Origin of the sequence: Temperatibacter marinus, from assembly GCF_031598375.1 — a bacterium.
In the GTDB taxonomy this organism is placed as follows: domain Bacteria; phylum Pseudomonadota; class Alphaproteobacteria; order Sphingomonadales; family Kordiimonadaceae; genus Temperatibacter; species Temperatibacter marinus.
Window position 1 is genome coordinate 89,291 of record NZ_CP123872.1, and the last position, 21,489, is coordinate 110,779.

A 21,489-nucleotide genomic window follows, 5' to 3' on the forward strand; every position below is an offset into this window, starting at 1 on the left:
TGATTGATGTGAAAGCTCTCTGTATATTTCCTTAAGGCATGGCTTCGCCCGACCATGCTTCTACTATTTCATACCATTCTACCCGATTTATATGTACCGAAACTGAACGAACTGACTCTCTTATGCGTTTTGGAGATTGGGTTCCCAAAATTGGAATCATCTTAGATCCATGCATCATGAGAAATTTCAGAGCCACATGCCAAGCCTCAACATTTTCACGCTCAGCTATCGATTGTAAGATCTTAAAAACGCGCACTGCTTTTTCACCTGATTCTTCTGCAGCATCAGCAGAGGTAAGCGCACCGCCCCCTAAAGGAGACCAAGCTAATACTGCGGCATCAATTTCTTGAGCAAAATCTGTTACCCCATTAAAGAAGGCATCCATATTAGCAGGAGACACTTCTGGCTGCACGGAAACTAAAGGAATTTTTAACCATGATTTTAGAGCGCGCATCTGGTCGGCACTATAATTGGACACACCCGCTGCTTTAATCTTACCTTGCTCATATAGGGTGTTTAATGCCTCTGCAACGTCTTGCCATGGGGTCTGTAAATCGGGCCGATGAATTTGATAAAGGTCAATCACATCAACGCCTAAACGTGTCAGGGATCTTTCACATGCCTCGATCAGATAGCCTTTTTCGCTTCGATAAGGTCCCGGAAGATAGACACCCCCTTTTGTTGCTACAATCATCTGGTCGCGTAGTGCAGGGCTCCCTCTTAGAACATCGCCTTGTAATGTTTCAGCATCACCAAATCCTTGGGTACCATCGTAGCCATAGACGTCTGCATTATCCATTAGGGTGATACCCACATCTAAAGCAGTTTCTATTTTTTCTTGAGCTATTTTTACAGTTGATCCTGCGAAACGCCAAAACCCAAAAGCTAAGGGCCCTGCACCGAGTTCTATACCCGGCAAATATACTTGGCTCATGCCTATTCCTCTTCATACTACTCTTAAAGAGCGCTCCCCCGAGCATTCTCAAAACGCAATTACTTTAGCATTTTGATTTAAAATACAAGATACTGAAAAACATGCACGAGAAATGTTTGAATTTTACGTATTTTTTTACATACTAAACTCATGCTTGATCTAAAAAAAACCAAACTAGAGAAACATTCCGTGACCATTTCTGGTCATAGAACAAGTATTTCTTTGGAAAGTGGGTTTTGGGCCCAGTTTCGCAGGATCGCAGAAACAGAAGAGATTTCTCTCAATGAACTCATTAGACAGCTGGACGAGGCCCGAACAGGAAGCTTGTCAGGTGCCATGCGCGTCTATGTCTTAGAACAATTAGAAAAAGAAATATCCGGCGACTAATGGTCGCTCCCAACGACAGGGTCCGCGCTACCCTCTTCTGAGACCGCACTATCCTCTTTTGATACAGGGGCGTCTCTTAGTTGCTGTTTCATTGCTTCTAAATAGATCTTCTGTTTTTGCCTTAGGGAGGGCAAGATTGCTTGGAAAACCATCATCACGGGAGAAAGACCTTTAGTCTGTGAGAGGACCTCACGAATTTTACTTCGACGGTCCTGTTGAACCCGATCCAAAACAAAAGCGTCAAGAATTTGACTGTTCACCCTGACTACAGGCCTTGCAAGAGATCCTGACGCGCTGCCTTCTAAGGTGACGGTTTCGGGCAACGCCCCAAATTTAACTTTACCTGCCATAGTTGTTGTTAATGCAGCTAAGTTGACTTGACCACTCCCGCTAAGAGTTCCCCACCCCCCCGTTATTGACGCCTCTTCAAGAAGAGCCACCCCGCCGTCGACGATCATGGACGTTTTCAACCGCTCAAAATCAGTATTTCCTAACATATGCCATTGTTTAGACTTTGAAAGATACTGTGCATACTCTGCCTCTGTTCTCGCTGCCCAACTTAAAGCACCCAAATCAAAGCCAGACACTTCCCCTTGTGTCGCTGCAAAGTTTATAGACCCTTTAAGGCTTGAAACTAAAGCATGAGGAGAAGATCCACTGCCTTTTAAAGACACATTCAAGTCAAGGGTTGTCCCGATAAATGGTGAGGCATTTTGAAAACTAGAGACAGTCTCAAATGTTGGATCTTTGACTGTGACGTCAAACGCTCTTTCCTTTTTGTTTATTTGATAGAGGAACGTCGCTTCAACATAATCATCCAACCCAACTCTTTCTGCTTTAAAATCAACAATCGCAAGCTCTGCCTTCGTCAGGTTATGCTGAACAGACTGTTCGACCTTGAAAGAAAGAGTATCAAATCTCTGCCCAAAGAGCCTCACATTTTTAGCAGTAACTGCTGCATACCCTTTTAAAAATGGCAAGGTGATTTCTGTGAAAGGTTTAGCAGAAAATTCTCCCCCATCCTCAGCGCTAAACCCGACAGGATAGACGTCCAATCGATCGAAGTTCAATGTCAAATTATACTGAGCCTGTCCTGACTGCGGAACCATCACATCGCCTTCACCAGATAGCTCATAAGAGGCAGCCGCTGCTTTTAAATTCATAATGGATAGTGTATTGTTCTGGTATAGAAAATCAGTAGAAAGGGATGAGACACTGGCCTCTATGAAAGGTAAAGCCTCTCCCCATTTACGGCCAAAGAATTGAGTCGGTTTAAAGGCCCCTATGTTTAATTGCCCTGAGAGCTGATCTGCTTCTTTAGAATAGGTGATATCAACAGGAACATCAGAAATATGACCAACCGCAGCGCCGGAAACCACGGCTCCCTTTTTGTTCAAATTTAGGCTTAAATTTGCTGCGACCCCTGCATGCAATCCTTGAAGACGCAGCCCTGATAATTGCTGTCTTATATCAGTCTGCTTCCACTTCCCTTCGAGGGAATAATCAAGAAAGGAAGTGCCCCCGATCACGTCCCCTGTCAAGGTAAGGTCGCCTTCTGTGGATGATATATTGAGTGCTAGTGAAGCTTTATCATAATCACCGGTCAACGAGGCAGAAAAGGATAAATTTTCCCCGGTGTAATCGGCTCCTGGAATGAAGATCTGTCCAAATAACGGCGCAAGAGGCATATATGTTTTTACGAAGGATGGTTTGAGGTTGCTGGATTGAAAGTGCACGTCCACAGGCGCTTTCTTCTCTCCGGAGATATCGATTAATCCTGCAAGGCTTACCTGACCCTCGCCCTCTATATCCATAGATAACCGGTCGATTTTAATCTGAGATTGTTGACGCTCAGCAATAACCTTCACCTTTTCATACTTGCGCCCTTCAAAATATAATCTGTCTGTTTTAAAATTGAATGAATGAGGTAAAAGACCGAGTCTTTTTTCCAGCCCAATCTTTTCCGTAAAAAGGGTCGTCATGTAAGGGTCAAAATTAAGCGAGTCTAAGCTGATATCAAGATGCTGAAGTGTTTTTTCTTGTCTATCTCCTGAAGCGTGCCCCTTAAATTTTGTTGCATCAAGTAAACCGTTAACATCCGAGAGCTGCCAAGAATTTTTAGCAACTTCAAGAGCTGTGTTATAGATTTCAAAGGTGGCTAATCGCCCTGCTTCAACTTGCTCTATACCTTCGACACCAATCCATCCAAAAAATGATTTGGCATCAGCCGACTGCAGCGAGAGATTCCCTTTGAAATTTTCATCTACGAGATGATAATGACCATCTAAAGATAAATCTGTAACTCCTGGCAATAAAGCTTTAAAGGCAGTGATCTCAATCTGGTCACCCGAAAGAACAAGTTGCATCGAAAGCTGTTTCAATGTTTCTTCTTCTCCTTGAAGGCCTTGCACAAGGACATCAAGAGACACTGATTTAAGCGCGTGATTTAGCTGCTCTTCAACTGAAAGTGAAAACCCACTGAGCATGGGGAGATCTATGACACCAAACTTTACCTGTCCAGACAATCCCTTGTTCGCAGAATACTCAAAAGAAGCTGATCCAGGCGTATCAATAAGGGAGAAAGCAAAGCTTTTCGCGCGAAATATATCTGCTTCTTGTTCAACCCTTAAATCAAAATCAAATGGGACAGATGCCCCGGCTAAAGTGGCACTTTGTGCTGTGACATCCAAAAGATTATTCACTGCCGTATCAAGCCGGTCTCCTTTAAAGGATATGCGCCCTAATAAGGGGTGAAATTGATTGTTAACTCGACCAGAAAAAAGCAGCCGCCCGCCAGGAAGCCCGGCTTCAAGACGCGCAGACATATTGCCCATTGTACCTACAGGCTGAAACTTCGCTGCCAGCGTTATGGGAACATCGTTTGTTAAAATGAGAGCTGTGATCGTTTTACTATTGGTGTCTTCTCTCTCTTCAAACGTAAGAGACCTGATTGCAATTTGCTGAACATAATTTGAGAGCGTAACAAAGCTAATGGTGCTGTTTGAGATTTTCAAGCGTCCAAGTGCTGGACTAATAAAAGATTGTTCCCCAACAGTTTCTTCAACATCGCCGAGCGTCCATTTCCCGTTTTCCTGTTCTTGCACAGATACTTTTGCACCGGTTAACGTCATATCAACTGGAATAATGTCACCCTGTAATAAGGGGACAGGCGCAAGAAGCATATCAATAGCCTTCACATTCCCAACCACCTCAACTTTAACATCATTGGCCGTTATTCTTGGATAAGGCAATAAAGTCGCTTGAATATCCCCAGATAATGTAACCCGGCTACCAAGCTGTTCTTGCATAAGATTTTCAATAACGTCTCGGTAACTATTCCAATTGATTAGGCTCGGCAGCAATAAAGCCCCTGCTATTGCGAGTACAATGGTCATACCAATGATATGTCTAATTCTAACTTTCAAATCATGCCCCGCTCTATTTTATCCTGTCATACAATCGTATTTATATGGCTTTTTCAAGTCAGATAGATCATTGTCTCAAAATTATATTTTGCAGCCTTTAGTTATTTCAGTAAAGTGCTCTTATTGAAATAAGGATGAGAAGCCGCCTCTATGGTTAACGTCTACAAAAAATTAAGCCGCCGTATCAGAGCAAACCTCTATGGAAAAGGGCAATCTGAACAATGGCTCCTCATGGGTCTTGCCACTTTTATAGGAATAGTCGCTGGATACGGGGCAATTGGCTTTTATCTTGGTATTGATCATCTCATTCACTTTGTTTTTGGCGGCAGTGAAAAAAACCTAGCAACGATCGCTCGTGAGTTGCCCTGGTGGCATATCATTGGGGCCCTGGTCTTAGGGGGGTTAATCATTGGCCAGCTTTTACGTTTTCTTCCAGAAAAGCGCAGCAGCGGCGTTCCTCATGTCATTGAAGCTGTAGCACTGAAAAATGGCCATATCCCATTCAGGCAAGGCCTGCTTTCTGCAGGCATAACAATTACAAGCCTTGGTTTCGGTGCTTCTGCGGGACGTGAAGGACCTGTCGTTCATTTAGGGGCAACGCTTTCGAGCGGGTTAGTGCGCTGGTTAAATCTTTCACCTGCCCTTATGAGAACTTTACTTGGGTGTGGTGTTGCCGCAGCCGTTGCCGCGAGCTTTAATGCCCCCATCGCTGGCGTCTTCTTTGCCCTAGAAGTGATCATTGGTCACTATGCTTTGCATGTCTTCACCCCCATAGTCATCTCTGCAATCATTGGCACCATCATTAGTCGGATTCATCTAGGCGACTTCCCAGCCTTCAGTCTGCCCGATTATACAATATCTAGTTTTGCTGAAATTCCTGCCTTCTTTATTCTTGGAATCGTATGCAGTGTCATAGCAATTTGTTTTATGATGGCAATGGATAAAGCGGATAAGTTAAGGCAGCGTCAAGACACCATAATACCCTATTGGATTCAACCTGCCATTGGCGGCCTTCTGGTCGGGTCCATTGCCCTTTTATATCCTGAAGTTCTCAGCGTAGGATATGAGGCCACATCGAATGCTCTAATGGGAAGCTACGATCTCAAATTCCTAGTTGCTCTCTTAGCGGCAAAAATCATTGCGACAGTTATCACACTCGCAACTCGATTCGGCGGCGGAATTTTTTCTCCTTCTCTCTTCATAGGAGCGATGACCGGCGGTGCATTTGGTCTGATTGCTGCTAGTCTTTCTCCAGTGGCTGCCAGCGATCCCGGTGTATACGCCATTGTCGGCATGGGCGCTGTTGCTTCTTCGGTCTTGGGGGCTCCCATTTCTACGATGTTGATTGTCTTTGAAATTACCGGAGACTACAGCGTGACCATTGCTGTAATGATCGCGTCGAGTGTTGCAAGCATGTTTACAGGCATGTTTTATAATAAGAGTTTCTTCTTCATGCAGTTGGCAAATAAAGGTGTCCATCTAGAGTCCGGTCGTGCCAGTTATGTGCTGAAATCCCAAAAAGTGAAAGATCATTATAGCCGTGATTTTTTCACAATCCGTCACACAGATAGCCTTGAGAATGCTCGGGACCTTTTGATTGCTCAGGAAGGTGGAAAATTGATCGTTACAGGGCAGGATGGTTTGCTCAAAGGATTGGTTTCTTTTAATCAAATTCCCTTGTCTTCATCGGAAATTGAAGAAGCAAAAGACAAAACTATAGGGGATGTTTGTGATGATGATCCAGTCGTTGTCTATGGAGATGATCCTCTGGAATTGGCCCTCCAATTAATGGAGGGCAGCCAAGAGAATATTTTGCCCGTTCTTGAAACGATTGAGACGCCTGTTCTTATCGGTATTATCCACCAAAGTGATGTTATACAGGAATATAATAAAGCCTTGCTGGAAAGCCAAGGACAGGATAGATAAACAATAGTCTTAACCCCCTCAAGGAAATATGAATGCCTACAGATCCTTTCGATTTGGATGATTTGAGCCCCGTTGGAACTTCTTCTCAGGCCTCAGAGAGCAGCCAAGAACCTCTTTATCTTACCGAGCTGAATGAGGCGCAGAAAGAAGCTGTGTTAACTCTTGAAGGTCCAGTTTTGATGTTAGCAGGTGCAGGAACCGGCAAAACGAAAGCCTTGACTTCACGGCTAGCTCATATCGTTCATACAAGAACAGCAGCCCCCTGGAATATTTTATCTGTTACATTCACAAATAAGGCTGCACGAGAGATGCAGGACCGCGTTGCTGTGGCTCTCGGTCAGTCCGTTGAAGGACTTTGGTTTGGAACATTTCATTCAATCTGTAATAAAATTCTAAGGCGACATGCAGAACTTGTAGGTCTGCAACCCAACTTCACAATCTTAGACACAGATGACCAAATCCGTCTTCTCAAGCAATTGATCAAAGCGGAAGGCATCGATGACAAAAAATGGCCTGCTCGTCAAATGGCTGGATTAATTGATCGCTGGAAGAATAAAGCGATCATGGCTGACAAATTACCAAGCAGTGAAGGCTCTGCTTTTGCAAATGGACTTGGTGGTAAGATTTACAGTCTTTATCAAGAACGCCTCAAAATTCTAAATGCTGTTGATTTCGGTGATTTAATTTTATTAAACATTCACCTCTTTCAAACCCATCCGGATATCCTCTCTCGCTATCATAGTCAATTTCGCTATCTTCTTGTCGATGAGTATCAAGATACAAATGTTGCTCAATATCTTTGGTTAAGACTGTTAGCTCAGAAAAGCAAAAACATCTGCTGTGTGGGTGATGATGATCAATCCATTTATGGGTGGCGAGGTGCAGAAGTAGGAAATATTTTAAGGTTTTCTGAAGATTTTCCAGGAGCAAAGGTTGTTAGACTTGAACAAAACTATCGATCTACAGGCCATATTCTAGCTGCCGCAAGTAAATTAATTGCTGGCAATGAAAACCGTTTAGGCAAGACTTTATGGACCGCAGGCGGGGACGGCGATCCTATCAAAGTGCGCGGTGTCTGGGATGCTCCAGAAGAAGCACGCACAATCGGCGATGAGGTAGAGTCTCTTCAGCGGAAACATGTGGCCCTAAACGAGATCGCCATTCTGGTCAGAGCAGGCTTTCAAACTCGTGAATTTGAGGAACGTATGCTGACCTTAGGCCTCCCATATCGAATAATTGGAGGACCGAGATTTTATGAGCGTGCCGAGATTAGAGATGCCTTAGCTTATCTTCGTGTAGTTGCACAGCCTGATGATGACTTAGCCTTTGAGAGGATTGTTAACACTCCGAAACGAGGCATTGGTCAAACAAGTGTTCAAAAAGTTCATGAGATGGCCCGTGAACTTGGGACCAGTGTAAGCTATGCCGTCCGTCATGCCGTGTCAAAGGACCGTATCCGAGGCAAAGCGAAAACAAACCTCGTTAGGCTTATGGATGATTTTGATCGATGGCGCGGTCTCTCGCGAACCCTGTCTCATACTGACTTAGCCGAGACAATTTTAGATGAGAGTGGCTACACTGAAATGTGGCAAAATGACAAGGCCCCTGATGCGCCTGGTCGCTTAGAGAATTTAAAAGAACTCATCAATGCTATGGGGGAATTTGATAGTCTCGCCGGCTTCCTTGAGCATATTGGCCTTGTGATGGAAAATGATGAGCGGGCAGGAGAAGATAAAGTAACCATCATGACATTGCACGCTTCCAAAGGCCTAGAGTTTGAACATGTTTTTCTGCCTGGATGGGAAGAAGGTGTCTTCCCTAGTCAGCGGTCTTTGGATGAGACAGGCTTAAAAGGATTAGAAGAAGAGAGACGCCTTGCCTATGTTGGGATCACACGTGCCCGCGAGCAAGCTTATGTTTTCTATGCTGCAAATCGTCAAATCTTTGGGCAATGGACCAATTGTGTTCCAAGTCGCTTCATTGAAGAGCTACCAGAAGAACATATTGAACTGGATGCTGCACAAGGCCTCTATGGATCTAAGCAATCAAGCGGGTACGAGGCCTATTCTCAGCGGAACAGCTGGCAAGAGGATGACTGGCAAAGCTCGGGGGCGACAAATAGATCAGGAGAAACGACTCCTTATGTTTGGGGGCAAACAAAATCAAAGGACAATCGCTCGGATTACGGGGATAAATTTGGTCCTGGATGGAAGCGCGCTCAAAAACTCAATGAGGGTAAAAAATTCTTAGACTTAACACCCGCCAGTCAAATCAGAGCAAAAAAGAAACAAACGTCCCAGAAAAAAACCGTCAGCCGTTATGCAATTGGAGAACGTGTTTTCCATGATAAATTCGGAGGGGGAATTATTGAGGATATTGAAGGCGACAAACTCCTTGTAAACTTTGATCATGCAGGCGAAAAACGCATCATTGATCGGTTTGTAAAACCTGCATAAAAGAGAAAGGCCCGTGGCATGACCGCACCACACCCAGAACAGACTCTTGTTTTTACAGCCAGTTCTATCGTGACGCTAGAACAAGCTGGCGCGCTTGAGACAGCCTTGGAACTGTTGAGCGAAGAGCAAGGGTTTTTACCACCCCTTCTCACCTATTACGAAATAAACAACGGCAAAGCATGGCAACTTGATATTTATTTTGAACAGGTAGTCGATCACCTATTACTGGATTCTTTGAAAGAGAGAGCACGCTTTTCTGAAATCATCTTTACGATCTCTGAGGTAGAAGATAAGGATTGGGTCAGTGAAACTCAAAAAGGCCTTGCGCCAGTGATTGCAGGACAATTTTTCGTCTACGGCAGTCACGATTCGGACAAAATACCCGATAATAAAATCCCTCTCCTTGTGGATGCCTCTCAAGCATTTGGAACGGGGCATCATGAAACTACATGCGGTTGCTTAGAGTTGATTAATCACTTGGCCTCTGATCAAGCACCTGAGCATATTTTAGACGTCGGGACAGGAACTGGATTACTGGCCCTTGCGGCTCAACGTCTTTGGCCTCAAGCAAAAACACTAGCCAGCGACATTGACCCGATCGCGATTGAAGTGACTGAGCGTACATTGGCTGATAATAATACTGTCTCAACTCCTTTGAACACTGCCGGTATATCAACACTTGTCGCAATAGGCTTAGACCATCCTTCTTTCGAAAAGGCAGGCCCCTTTAATCTCGTTATTGCTAATATTCTCGCTGCGCCCTTAATTGATTTAGCCGCTGATATTGCCGCAGTAACCGCACAGGAAGGATATGTTATTTTATCCGGCCTCCTGATTGAACAACAAAAAAATGTCCTCGCGGCATATAGCGCGCAAGGACTTAGGGAAGTGTGCAGAAAAGAGAAGGCCGATTGGGTTGCACTTTTACTTAAAAAGTAAAGGGGAGGGAGAAAGCAACCCTGCCTTCAAAAATCCTAAGTCATATTCCATAAGGAATACTCCCTAGGAAATACCGTTATGCTGCAGCTACAGCACCGCCTAGGTTTGCTGGGCGTGAAATCTTAATCTTGCTAAAGAATGCTTGAACGTCGGCGTCAAATTCGTCTTTAGGAAGCGGTTTCATTTGACCTGCAGATTCCATCAGTTCGAAGAAAGTGAAACCTTTTTTGCTTGATAGGTCTTTGATGTTTTGTGTTTGGTTATTCATGTCTAGCTCCTCGCCAGTTGTAAATTAATCGATCAGTTTCTTTTGAACTTGATCTGCTGTCCGTTGCGTTGAAGACTATATGGCGTGAAAAAAGAAAAAAGAGTAGAGATAAAAATGCAAAGTAGCTATGCATAAAATGCATATCAAAATACTTCACGCTTGCATGGCAGGAATATTACAGCAAACTCTCTAACAAACAGAAAAATGCCGCTGGTGAAATATAATTCCAAAATTCTAGGATTTTATATAATCAAGCCATTCTTGCTCAGACATCGTTGTGACATCGAGAGCTTGAGCTTTTTTTAATTTCGATCCTGCCCCAGGTCCCGCTACTAAAATATCTGTCTTTTTAGAGACAGAGCCCGAAACCTTTGCGCCCAGTGATTCTGCTTTTGCTTTTGCTTCACTTCGACTCATTTCAGTTAATGTTCCTGTAAAGACAACAATTTTTCCTGATACAGCGCTACCTTCGGCAACAGCTTCGACAGGCTTAATCGTCAAAGATGTTAGCAAGTCATTATAAGCCTCTAGATTATGATCTTCTCTAAAGAACTGAATAAGTGTTTCGGCAACTTTTGTTCCGATGCCATCAATAGCAAGTAACTCTGAAAGGGCTTTCTCATCTGCTGTTCCACACGCCGTCATATGGTCTCTGAAATTTTCAGCTGTCTCATAATTGCGCGCTAGTAATTTTGCATTCTGTTGGCCCACATGGCGTATGCCCAGTCCAAAAAGAAAGCGATGAAAGTCAATTTCTCGCCTTTCTTCAATCGCTGCAAAAAGGTTACCAACAGATTGTTCTCCCCAGCCTTCCCAGTGGGCAAGTGTTGAACCTTTATCCTCATCAGTTTGCGCGAGGCGGAAAATATCAGCCGGTGTTTTAATCCACCCTTTGGCAAAAAACTGTTCAACTTGTTTATCGCCCATGCCATCAATATCAAAAGCAGTTCGCGAGACAAAATGCTTTAATCGCTCAATGGTCTGTGCTGGACAGACTAACCCCCCAGTACAGCGAATAACCACATCATCGCCTTCAGCTGAGGCCAAAGAGTCGCATTCGGGGCATTTATCAGGAAAAACAAAGCTGTCATAGTCTTGGTCTAAAGACTTTACTTCAACAATTTGAGGAATCACATCTCCTGCCCGTTGAATTACAACTGTATCACCCACTCTAACACCGAGGCGCTCTATCTCATCCTTATTATGAAGCGTGGCATTTGAGACCATCACACCTCCAACGTTAACGGGTTCAAGCTTTGCAACAGGGGTTAAAGCCCCTGTCCTGCCAACTTGAATATCAATGGCGTTGACGATGGTTACAGCTTGCTCGGCAGGAAATTTATGTGCGATAGCCCAGCGCGGAGCCCGCGCAATCATACCGAGACGCGCTTGCCAATCCAATCGGTTAACCTTGTAAACAACGCCATCAATATCATAATCAAGTCCAGAGCGCGCCTCTGCAATTTCATGATAATGCGCGAGGACCTCTTCCACACTATCACACGCTTTAAATAAGGGGTTTGTCGAAAATCCCCAGGCTTTAAATTGATCAATTGCTTGCTGCTGTGTCTGTGCAATGGGTGCACTCAGATCCCCCCATGCATAGGCGAAAAACTTTAAAGGCCTTGATTTTGTTATAGACACATCCAGCTGTCTCAAAGACCCTGCCGCTGCATTACGTGGATTAGCAAAAACTTTCTTATCGGACAATTCTTGACTTTTGTTCAACGCAAAGAATTCTTCCTTGCCCATATAGACTTCCCCTCGTACCTCAAGGACCTCAGGCCAGTTCCCTCCTGAGAGTTCACTGGGAATATCAGCTATCGTCAGAGCATTTTGAGTAACATTCTCACCGATGGCCCCATCCCCTCGAGTAACAGCTTGCACCAACCGTCCTTGCTCATATCTGACTGCAAGAGACAGTCCATCAATTTTAGGCTCAGCCGTTAGGACAACTGGAGCGCCAGCAAGAAGATCTTTATCCTTGGCAAGGAATCGTTTGATACGGTCGACAAAATCCTGAACATCTTCGCCATTAAATGCATTCTCTAAGGAAAGCATTGGGACTTTATGTTCAGCCTTTTCAAATTTACTTTGTACAGACGCCCCTACTCGTTTACTTGGACTATCAGATCGAACAAGCTCAGGAAACCGCTGTTCTAACTCACTATTGCGTTTTCGAAGAGCATCATACTCGGCATCACTGACTGTCGGTGCATCATTTTGATGATAAGCAACATCATGAATTTTCACCTCTTGAGCTAAGCGCGCCAATTCTAATCGTGCCTCTGAACGTGTTAAATGAGAAACAGGAATAGAGGAATTATCAAAAAGAGACATAACATCTTCCTATGTGGGATTACCCAGTCATTGCCAGGAGTTTATCTGCTGCCGCACGTGCTTCAGGCGTTATTTCAGCCCCTGCCAACATGCGAGCTATTTCGTCTGTGCGTTCTGACTCCGGTAACTTGTAAACCGAGGTTCTCGTCTGTTCTTCTCCCTCAATGACGGAGACAGCTTTGCTAATCTTCATATGACTATGACCCCGAGCCGCGACCTGCGGAGAATGCGTCACGACTAAGACTTGGGCCTCGCCAGCTAGTCTGCGCAACCTTTCGCCAACGGCATCAGCCGTCGCGCCCCCTATACCACGGTCAACTTCATCGAAAATCATAACTGGCGCGCTGCCAGAACGGGCAAGAACAACTTTTAAGGCCAAGATCACTCTTGCCATTTCACCGCCAGACGCAACTTTCACCAGTGGACCAAAATCTGCCCCAGGATTGGCCGACATTTCAAACCACACCCGATCTCCCCCATGGGCAGACCATTCCTCCTGAGGCAGAGAGTGAACTGCCACTCGAAAGCGAGCCTTTTCAAGCTTCATCGGAGGCAACTCTGCCATGACTGAATCTGACAATTTAGTTGCGACCTGATGACGTGCTTCATGCAGAGATTTAACTGCTGTTGCGAAGGCACCCAGAGCTTGATCTAAGGTGGCCTCTGCGTCTTTTACCAATTGATCTCCACTATCAACAGCTTTAAGGCGATGATGCAACCGCTCAGACAGAACAGCCAAATCATCAACTTGACAATTATGCTTGCGAGCCAGAGCTCTCAAATCAAATAAGCGCTCTTCCGTTTCTTCTAATTGAAGTGGATCATAGTCCATACTACTCTGAATGCGATCCAGATCTTGGGCCCCAGCACTCAATTCAATTGAAGCCCTCTCTAGCGATGATATGACTGTTTCTAAAAGCGCTTGCGCTTCAGCATCCATGCGACCCATTTTCCGAAGAATACCATTCAAATGATCCTCTACGCCTTTATTGCCTGAAAGAATGGAAACCATATCCTTTAATTCACCAGACAATCGTTCCCCTTGCATCATTATAGCACGTTTATCAGCAAGATCTCTTTCTTCACCAGCTTGGGGTTGAATTTTATCTATCTCACTGACAGCATGACGCAACCATTCTTCATCATCTCGTGCATTAGAATAATCTTCCTTGGCTTGTCTCAGAGCATCTTTTGCTTGCTCGTAGGCGAGATGAGATGCCTTTACAGAATCCAAGAGAGGCTGATGCTGGCCGTATAAATCGAGCAAATCCCTATGAGCCGCAGCATGCAATAAGCCTCGATCATCATGTTGACCATGAATTTCCACTAGAAGCTCACCGATATGTTTAAGGAGTTGTTGTGTAACAGGCTGATCATTTATCCAAGCTCTAGACTTTCCGTCTTTAGATAGATGTCTTTTCAGGATGATTTCACCCTCAGGATTTTCAAATCCATTCTCAATCAATAGCTGGCACGCAGTATGTGATGACTTTATGTCGAAGGCTGCTGTCACAGCCCCATCCTGACATCCAGATCGTACAAGAGCTCTATCAGCGCGCATTCCTAGAGCAAGACCAAGAGAGTCTAACAGGATGGATTTACCGGCACCTGTTTCACCAGTTAAAACATTTAAACCCGTAGACAAGGACAGGTTTAAACGATCGATTAAGACTATATCACGAATGCTGAGGCTTGCCAGCATCGCACTCCCCCTTCAATCAAAGTCACCAAATTAAAATGGCCACAGTTTTGACAACCAGGATCCAGAACTCATTTCTGGGCTTAATTTCTTATTCTTCAATAGAGCATAGCTATAGCGATACCATTTTGATCCGTTATAGTTGTATCCAAGGACAGCGGCAGCACTTTGAGCCTCTGGCTGAATACCCAAAGCTAAATTAACTTCTACAAGACGATGTAAGGCCTCAGGTGTGTGTGAGGACTTCTGATATTTTTCTATAACATTTCTAAATCGAATTGCTGCCGATAGATATTCTTTGCTACGCATATAATAGCGGCCAACTTCCATTTCTTTACCTGCTAAGTGATCGTCTGTAAGCTCAAGTTTCTGTTTTGCATCATAGGCATATTCACTATCAGGATAACGACGGATCAATTCAACGAAGGCATTACGCGCACGCATTGTATAATCTTGATCTCGGCCTACATCAGCAATTTGCTCATAAAAGCAAAGCGCTTTGATATAGTAAGCATAAGGGGCTGAGCTATTTCCTGGGTGGAGTTGTAAAAAGCGATCAATAGCATTGATAGCATCATCATATCGCTTGGCTTGATAGTAAGCAGCGGCAGCCATCACCTGTGCACGCCGTGCCCAAACGCTATATGGATGCTGTCTCTCTACTTCATCAAAAGCGGCTGCAGCAAACATGTAACGGCCTTTTTCATAGTATTCTTTACCTAGATTATACAGCACATTTACGTCACGGGCGACATATGTATCATCCACTTCAGAGTTACTACACGCAGCCAGCGTTAACACGAACAAAGCTACGATTCCTGATTTAACCGATTTAACACTCATTTGAGCGAACTCTCCCAAAAGCTTAATTAAAGTCTTTCAATATTCGTTTTAGTTGTTATACTCGCATATGTTGCAACCATACAAATATTAATTTTATCCAACTATTCATATTTGTCTTGGTCTAGCACATCGTTTACTGCTCTGCTAGCACGTAAAACAGAAAAACGAGAATTCAGGCTTTTTCTGTAAATATTCATCACAAGCAGGGCGCTCAAACTACTGTTATTTGGCAACTTGGGCAGAATAAGGGCAGCAAAGGGGTGGACATGATAGATAAGATAGAAAAGCGCAAGGCAGAGGCCGTTGATTTCCATGTGGGGGAACGAATCAAAATACGCCGTCGTTTCATCGGTCTCAGTCAAAAAGATATTGCGGCCAAACTAGATGTTTCATATCAGCAATTTCAGAAGTATGAACGTGGACTCAATAGACTTTCTGCGGGTAAACTTTATAAGATTGCTGGTCTGATGCGAGTCCCAATCAACTGGTTTTTTGAAGGCCTTCCTGATCCGAGTGAAATATATGGCCAAAAGATTACACTAGACGATCAATTTCCGCGACTGCAAGATATCCACAACAAGGAAGTACAAAATAGTATTCGTGAATTGATTGACGCCATTGCGACTTCGAAGGAAAGCAATTCAATCTCATAAAAAAAGGCAGGGAACCCTGCCTTATTTTTTTCTCTATGGAACCTCTGTCAATTCTATCTTTAAGAGAGTGACATATGGCTACACATCGCGAACCAGAGCCTCATAATCATTCATCAGATTCTGAACTTCTTGACCAACCACAAAATCATAGCCTGCCACATGGGACAGAGGGGTGACTTCTGCGGCAGTCCCTGTGAGGAATGCTTGTTCGAAGTCCGCCATTTCTTCAGGCTTAATATTGCGCTCAACAACCGTGAGGCCTCTTTTTTGCGCAAGTCCCATCACTGTTCTCCGTGTTATACCGTCTAAAACACATTTCAGAGAAGGAGTATGGATTTCTGATCCCTTAATAAAGAATATGTTCGCGCCAGTAGCCTCGCCAACATAACCTTCCCAATCAAGAAGCAGCGCATCATCATAGCCTTTCAATTCAGCAGCTTCTTTAGAGAGGCATGAAATAGGATAATTCGCTGCCGACTTCGCAAGAATAGGAGCTGTTTCAGGATTAGGGCGTCGATAATTTGACATACAGAGACGCAACCCCTTCAGCTTGGCTTCTGGGGCAAAATATGACGGCCATTCCCAGCTGGCAATAGCAACATGAACTTTCGTCAATTTCGTATTGATACCCATTTGTTCAGAGCCACGCCAAACCACAGGTCTTTGGTATGCATCCACAAGACCATTCTTAATGAGATTATCTTTACAAGCCTGATTGATGACTTCACGACTATAAGGAATATCCATGCCAATAATATCTGCCGATTTAAATAACCGATTTGTATGGGCTTCCAATTCAAAAATTTGACCACTATAGGCCCTTTGTCCTTCAAAAACTGATGTGGCATAATGAAGGGCGTGGGTTAAGATATGCACATTAGCTTCACGCCATTGTACCATTTCCCCGTCCATCCATATCCAACCATCGCGATCATCAAAAGAAGCTGACATTTTTTCTCTCCACTTGGTGCCCTCGAAACAAGACCTAGCACCTATTGCACCCTTAACTCCGTGTATTTCATAGTTTCTATTACCGAGTCAAAAACTTCTTGAAAGGGGTAGCAATTTAGGGATAATATGTCAACATTACTGTCCTATTTGTGGCGAATGAGAGGAATATTTCATGAGTGAATGGAAGGCAAGTTTAGCCCAACCAAGTCTTTTCTTAAGGGAAGAAGAAGTCAGACGGGGAATCGAGTTGCTTTATTTTGCTTATCGTGACTTTACGGAAGGCGCTGATGAGATTTTGGCCGACATGAGCATGGGACGCGCGCATCATCGAGTCCTTTATTTTGTGGGCCGCAATCCTGGCACGAATGTCTCAGGATTACTGGACTTGCTTAGGATTACAAAACAAAGCCTCTCACGGGTACTAAACCAATTGATCGAAGAGGGGTATATTGAGCAAATCCAAGGGGTCAAAGATCGCAGGCAGCGCCTCTTATATCTTACCGAGAAAGGCATTGGGTTTGAGCAAAATCTATTCAAAGCCCAGAAAGACCGTATTGCTCAAGCTTACCGAGCCGCAGGTGTTGAAGCAGTTTCAGGCTATTGGGATGTCCTTCTCAATATTGTTCGAGAAGAAAATCGCGAGAAAGTCTTGAAACGCATAAAATAAATTCTAGACATACACCCATATGCACTGAATATATCCGTAACAACGAAGGAAAATTATCATGTCGATCACAGAGACTGATTTAGAACAGGCGCGAGTAGCATGGGGAAATGCTCTTGTTGCAATTTCAAAGGCCTATGAAGCTGATGGCATTGATGCTGCACGCACGACAGCAAGCGATGTACTTGATGCAGCCTATGGGTATACCATGGGTCCCGTTCTCTTTAAGCCAACTCTAGCTAGCGGTGCACAAACTTTTCGCCCGACACGGGAAGGAGCGCTCTCCTATTTCGTAGGTCACAATAAGATGTTTCCTCTTGATAGCGGATTTGGCATTAAAGGATGGCGGAGTTGCATAAGTGAAACGTCAGCCAGTTTCATTGACGGGGATGTGGCCATGTGGATGGGATGGATTTCTCTCACTGATAAAGAGGGCCAAATCACAAAGGTTGATAAAAGCTGGGGATACAAAAAAGATTCTGACGGAACGCTCAGAATTGTATTGCATCATTCTTCTCTGCCTTACCAGCCTTAAGGTTTATAGGATTCAACATCAGACAATTTATGAGGGCTTGGCAAAAACAGGCCCTCTCCTTTTGCGACGACCTCGCCTAAATCATCCGTCATAACCGATGAAGCCCAAATTTTCTTGCCCTCAATTTTGTCTATCTTGCCCTGTGCTTTTACAAAACCACTCAATACTGGCTTTGTTATTGTCGTTGTAAACTTAACAGTGAAAACAAAAACATTAGGCTCAATAGAATTCGCTGCAAAAAAAGCGCTATCATCTAACAATTTGAAATAAACCGAACCGTGTAAAGAGTTTGCTGCATGGAAATAATCTTGCCTAACAGCCAATCCTACCTCAGAGCAGCCTTTAGAGATTGTAACGGAAGGCGGGAAAAATTCATTAATTGGAGCTGCATGATACATGTTCGCTAATGACTTATAATGACTTTCCAGATCCATAGGGTGCCTTTATCTGTCTCCTAAAGAGAGAAGTCGACAGTTTCTACTTGATTTTTTTTACCAAAGCTGGCTGCCTTTTCAAGGTCGCCCCGCTTACCAATAACTTTATTATATTGTGTCGAAAAATCTTTCCTAAAAATGTCAGACTTTACAGTAAAGCGATGCCCGGTTATGGGTTTATCGCTCTCAAGATAAATATAAAGATAATCGCCATCGACCTCACCGCCGAGAGGCGTGAATGTAACTTTTAAATCAGCAACTGTGACCTCAAAGTCTTCATTCATATAGAGCGCCATCCGCGCGATACCTAGCTCTGTAAAGAGGGTTTCTGATTTATTTTCTGCCATGCGAGCAAGCACTCGCTGCGCATCATGAAAGTGAACTTTATGTGTCACCTGCATCACGCCATCTTGCTCCCAGACCAATGTCGTAACGCAGGTCTTCAATCGATGGGCGTGGGCTGCGCCGAAGGAAAGAGAGGCCGCGGTAAGAACCGCGACCAATCCATTTATAAAGACTTTAAACGATGTCACGTTATCATCTCTTAGTTTGTCTGAGTGAGAGGGACTTGCTTAGTTTCTTCAGCAGCAGCCTTCTCTTTTTTCAATTTTTCCAAAGCATCTTTCATCAAATTTTTACGTGAACGCTTATACTTATAGAGTTCAAGACGTGATTTAGAAATCGCTTGAGGGAAGCTATTGTTTTTATAGTCCACATCTGCTGTCTGATGCTTATCGTCGAGCGTGACTTTTGCCAAAGCTTTATTAAAGATAAACATCTTAGAGACTTTGTCAGAATCATAGCGCCATATTTCAGCAGGAATCATCATTTCAGATGTTGTTCCATCCACATAGTGGAACGTAACCGGCAACGGTGAAGGAATCCCTCCCTTGTTGGCAAAATCAACAAAGTAGATATATGGGTTTTCCTTAAGTGCCCGCTCATAAGTCGCCTTATCACGCCCTTTGAGTTTCTCAAGGAATGAATTATATTTATTGCGATCTTTATTGGTCACTAAGAACTGATCATTCTTATTATAAAAGTCAAGAAGCTCAGGTTTATCTTGAATATAAAGCTTTCCGACATCCTGACGGTTTCTTGATTGCTGGACAGGTTCCGGACGCTGTGCATTCCACTCTTTGCGTTTAAAATCAAATTCAACTTCAGGGTTTTGAGTGGAGATGCGATATTCGCGAACATCATTGATCGCCACATCGACATGATCTGTTGTGAAGAACCAGCCTCTCCAGAACCAATCAAGATCTACGCCTGATGCATCTTCCATAGTACGAAAGAAATCAGCTGGTGTTGGGCGCTTAAACTTCCAGCGATTAGAATATTCTCTAAAGGCATGGTCAAAAAGCTCACGGCCCATGACAGTTTCGCGGAGTACGATAAGCGCAGAGGCAGGTTTTGAGTATGCATTTGGTCCAAAAGCAATCACACTGTCAGATTGTGTCATAATCGGCACCTGGTAATCAGATTTCATATAGGTATCGATATAATCGAGTATATTCACTTCGTTTCCAAAAGCAGGGTAATTCTCTTCCCACTCTATCTCAGTGATATACTCAAGGAATGTGTTCAAACCTTCATCCATCCACGTCCAGCGTCGCTCGTCAGAATTGACAACCATCGGGAAGTAAATGTGGCCAATTTCATGGATAATCACACCAATAAGGCCGTATTTTGCCCGACGAGTATATGTGCGATCTTCAAGCTTTTCCTCGTCCGTTGGGCGATACCCATTGAAAGTTATCATCGGATATTCCATACCGCCGCCGGCCCATGTATTCACAGATTGAGCGGTTGGATAAGGGTAAGGAAATGACATTTTTGAATAAACATCCATTGTATGAGCCACAGCATGCGACGAATACATATTCCATATAGGCATTGCTTCCTGTGGGTAGAAAGACATAACATGTACATCAGGATATTCAGCATCCGTTTGCTGTTGTTTGTGATTCATCGCATCCCAAACATACTTCCGCGAAGAGGACCAAGCAAAATCACGAACATTCTTGGCCGAGATCTTCCACGTAACTGACTTGTCAGTGCCTTCCTTTTCATTCTCTAGTGCTTCTTCTGGAGTTACAATATACATTGGCTTTGTCGCCTTTTTAGACTCCTCAAAGCGCTGATATTGTTCTTTTGTTAGAACATTTTTTGCATTCGTCAGCACGCCTGTCGATGACACTACATGGTCTGCTGGAACGGTAATCTCGACGTCATAATCACCAAATTCAAGAGCAAACTCACCGCGCCCTAGAAATTGCTTATTTTGCCAACCGGTATAGTCCGTAAAGGCTGAAAGGCGTGGGAACCACTGAGCCATGAAATAGATATAAGTGTCATTTTTCTCAAAGTGTTCGAAACCGTTACGCCCGCCCACAACCGCTTCTTGAATGATGTTATAATCCCAATCAATTGAGAAGCTGATAGTCTGACCTTTTTTGAGCGCCTTTGGCAGGTCAATCCGCATCTGTGTATCATTAATTACGTAAGGAAGATCTTTCCCTCCGGACTTGACCGCTCGGATTTTCTGACCAAAATCGATATCGTTCTTCATATAATGTGCGTCTAGGGCGCCATAAGACAAACGATCTCTTGATGAGGTTGATGTTCTGTTTTGAATACTATCTTTATTAAAACGATTCTGATCAAGCTGTATCCAAATATATCGTAAATTCAACGGTGAATTATTTGTATATTTAATTGTCTCAGATCCAATGATGCGACGATTTTTCTCGTCCAATGTGACCTTAATTTTGTAGTCCGCACGCTGTTGCCAATACATCGGCCCTGGTGCGCCACTTGCATCACGGTAAACGTTCGGCGAAGGAAGGTCTTTTGTTAATTGTTTAAAACGTTTTGCACCGCTTCCAGTGTCAGCCACAGCTGAGAGAGTAAGTGAAACTCCTACAACCACTGTAAGCAATGCTTTAGCAACTATATTGTGCATTAGATAGCCCCATCAATTCTTGTTGATTTTGAAAGGCCAAAGCATAGTGTCATGCAGTCATAATGCAAGG

17 protein-coding genes are annotated in these 21,489 nt (G+C 43.9%); 7 read left to right on the forward strand and 10 right to left on the reverse strand.

Annotated elements, in window-relative coordinates; all coding sequences use genetic code 11:
• Positions 1 to 31 precede the first annotated feature (31 nt).
• Positions 32 to 934 carry an aldo/keto reductase gene (locus QGN29_RS00465; RefSeq protein WP_310798672.1) on the reverse strand — a complete coding sequence of 301 codons (903 nt, stop codon included), beginning with the start codon at positions 932 to 934 and terminating at the stop codon, positions 32 to 34.
• 189 nt (positions 935 to 1,123) lie between these two features.
• Between QGN29_RS00465 and QGN29_RS00470 the strand changes: the two genes are divergently transcribed.
• On the forward strand, positions 1,124 to 1,321 hold the full coding sequence (locus tag QGN29_RS00470) for a ribbon-helix-helix domain-containing protein (RefSeq protein WP_310798673.1): 198 nt from the start codon (positions 1,124 to 1,126) through the stop codon (positions 1,319 to 1,321).
• On the opposite strand, the gene QGN29_RS00475 is transcribed toward QGN29_RS00470, so the two are convergent.
• On the reverse strand, positions 1,318 to 4,746 hold the full coding sequence (locus QGN29_RS00475; RefSeq protein WP_310798674.1) for an AsmA family protein: 3,429 nt from the start codon (positions 4,744 to 4,746) through the stop codon (positions 1,318 to 1,320). The two genes, QGN29_RS00470 and QGN29_RS00475, sit on opposite strands and share 4 nt — an antisense overlap.
• 150 nt (positions 4,747 to 4,896) lie before the next feature.
• Here QGN29_RS00475 and QGN29_RS00480 point away from each other — a divergent pair, with 150 nt between their 5' ends.
• The 3 genes from QGN29_RS00480 to QGN29_RS00490 are packed head-to-tail and all read left to right on the forward strand — an operon-like array spanning position 4,897 to position 10,067.
• The gene (locus QGN29_RS00480) at positions 4,897 to 6,672 is read left to right on the forward strand and encodes a chloride channel protein (protein ID WP_310798675.1); all 1,776 of its coding nucleotides are present in this window, start codon (positions 4,897 to 4,899) and stop codon (positions 6,670 to 6,672) included.
• Between the two features lie 32 nt (positions 6,673 to 6,704).
• Entirely contained in the window at positions 6,705 to 9,128 is a 2,424-nt protein-coding gene (locus QGN29_RS00485) for an ATP-dependent helicase (protein WP_310798676.1), read from the forward strand.
• An 18-nt stretch (positions 9,129 to 9,146) separates the two neighbouring features.
• A complete protein-coding gene (locus QGN29_RS00490) occupies positions 9,147 to 10,067 on the forward strand; it encodes a 50S ribosomal protein L11 methyltransferase (protein WP_310798677.1) in 921 nt (306 codons plus the stop codon).
• Between the two features lie 76 nt (positions 10,068 to 10,143).
• On the opposite strand, the gene QGN29_RS00495 is transcribed toward QGN29_RS00490, so the two are convergent.
• The 4 genes from QGN29_RS00495 to QGN29_RS00510 form a co-directional block, all read right to left on the reverse strand.
• Positions 10,144 to 10,335, reverse strand: a complete 192-nt coding sequence (locus QGN29_RS00495; protein ID WP_310798678.1) for a hypothetical protein — start codon at positions 10,333 to 10,335, stop codon at positions 10,144 to 10,146.
• A gap of 234 nt (positions 10,336 to 10,569) precedes the next feature.
• Positions 10,570 to 12,675, reverse strand: coding sequence for an NAD-dependent DNA ligase LigA (ligA, locus tag QGN29_RS00500; protein WP_310798679.1), 2,106 nt, complete (start codon positions 12,673 to 12,675; stop codon positions 10,570 to 10,572).
• A 19-nt stretch (positions 12,676 to 12,694) separates the two neighbouring features.
• Positions 12,695 to 14,377 (reverse strand): DNA repair protein RecN, encoded by a 1,683-nt coding sequence (recN, locus tag QGN29_RS00505; RefSeq protein WP_310798680.1) that lies wholly within the window; start codon positions 14,375 to 14,377, stop codon positions 12,695 to 12,697.
• Between the two features lie 30 nt (positions 14,378 to 14,407).
• Entirely contained in the window at positions 14,408 to 15,217 is an 810-nt protein-coding gene (locus QGN29_RS00510; RefSeq protein ID WP_310798681.1) for an outer membrane protein assembly factor BamD, read from the reverse strand.
• A 266-nt stretch (positions 15,218 to 15,483) separates the two neighbouring features.
• Here QGN29_RS00510 and QGN29_RS00515 point away from each other — a divergent pair, with 266 nt between their 5' ends.
• A complete protein-coding gene (locus QGN29_RS00515) occupies positions 15,484 to 15,870 on the forward strand; it encodes a helix-turn-helix domain-containing protein (protein ID WP_310798682.1) in 387 nt (128 codons plus the stop codon).
• A 78-nt stretch (positions 15,871 to 15,948) separates the two neighbouring features.
• On the opposite strand, the gene QGN29_RS00520 is transcribed toward QGN29_RS00515, so the two are convergent.
• Positions 15,949 to 16,821, reverse strand: a complete 873-nt coding sequence (locus tag QGN29_RS00520; protein ID WP_310798683.1) for a branched-chain amino acid aminotransferase — start codon at positions 16,819 to 16,821, stop codon at positions 15,949 to 15,951.
• A 172-nt stretch (positions 16,822 to 16,993) separates the two neighbouring features.
• On the opposite strand from QGN29_RS00520, the gene QGN29_RS00525 reads away from it, so the two are divergent.
• Complete coding sequence (locus QGN29_RS00525; RefSeq protein ID WP_310798684.1) at positions 16,994 to 17,488, forward strand: MarR family winged helix-turn-helix transcriptional regulator; 495 nt, start codon at positions 16,994 to 16,996, stop codon at positions 17,486 to 17,488.
• A gap of 58 nt (positions 17,489 to 17,546) precedes the next feature.
• Complete coding sequence (locus tag QGN29_RS00530) at positions 17,547 to 18,020, forward strand: metal-independent carbonic anhydrase family protein (RefSeq protein WP_310798685.1); 474 nt, start codon at positions 17,547 to 17,549, stop codon at positions 18,018 to 18,020.
• Here QGN29_RS00530 and QGN29_RS00535 read toward each other — a convergent pair.
• Genes QGN29_RS00535 through QGN29_RS00545 form a run of 3 tightly spaced genes read right to left on the reverse strand, consistent with a single transcriptional unit; the run spans position 18,017 to position 21,419 of the window.
• A complete protein-coding gene (locus QGN29_RS00535) occupies positions 18,017 to 18,454 on the reverse strand; it encodes a PaaI family thioesterase (protein ID WP_310798686.1) in 438 nt (145 codons plus the stop codon). The genes QGN29_RS00530 and QGN29_RS00535 overlap by 4 nt on opposite strands.
• 20 nt (positions 18,455 to 18,474) lie before the next feature.
• Entirely contained in the window at positions 18,475 to 18,987 is a 513-nt protein-coding gene (locus QGN29_RS00540) for a DUF6702 family protein (RefSeq protein ID WP_310798687.1), read from the reverse strand.
• Positions 18,988 to 18,998: 11 nt separating this feature from the next.
• Positions 18,999 to 21,419: a M1 family metallopeptidase gene (locus tag QGN29_RS00545; protein WP_310798688.1), complete on the reverse strand. Its 2,421-nt coding sequence runs from the start codon at positions 21,417 to 21,419 to the stop codon at positions 18,999 to 19,001.
• Positions 21,420 to 21,489: the final 70 nt, after the last annotated feature.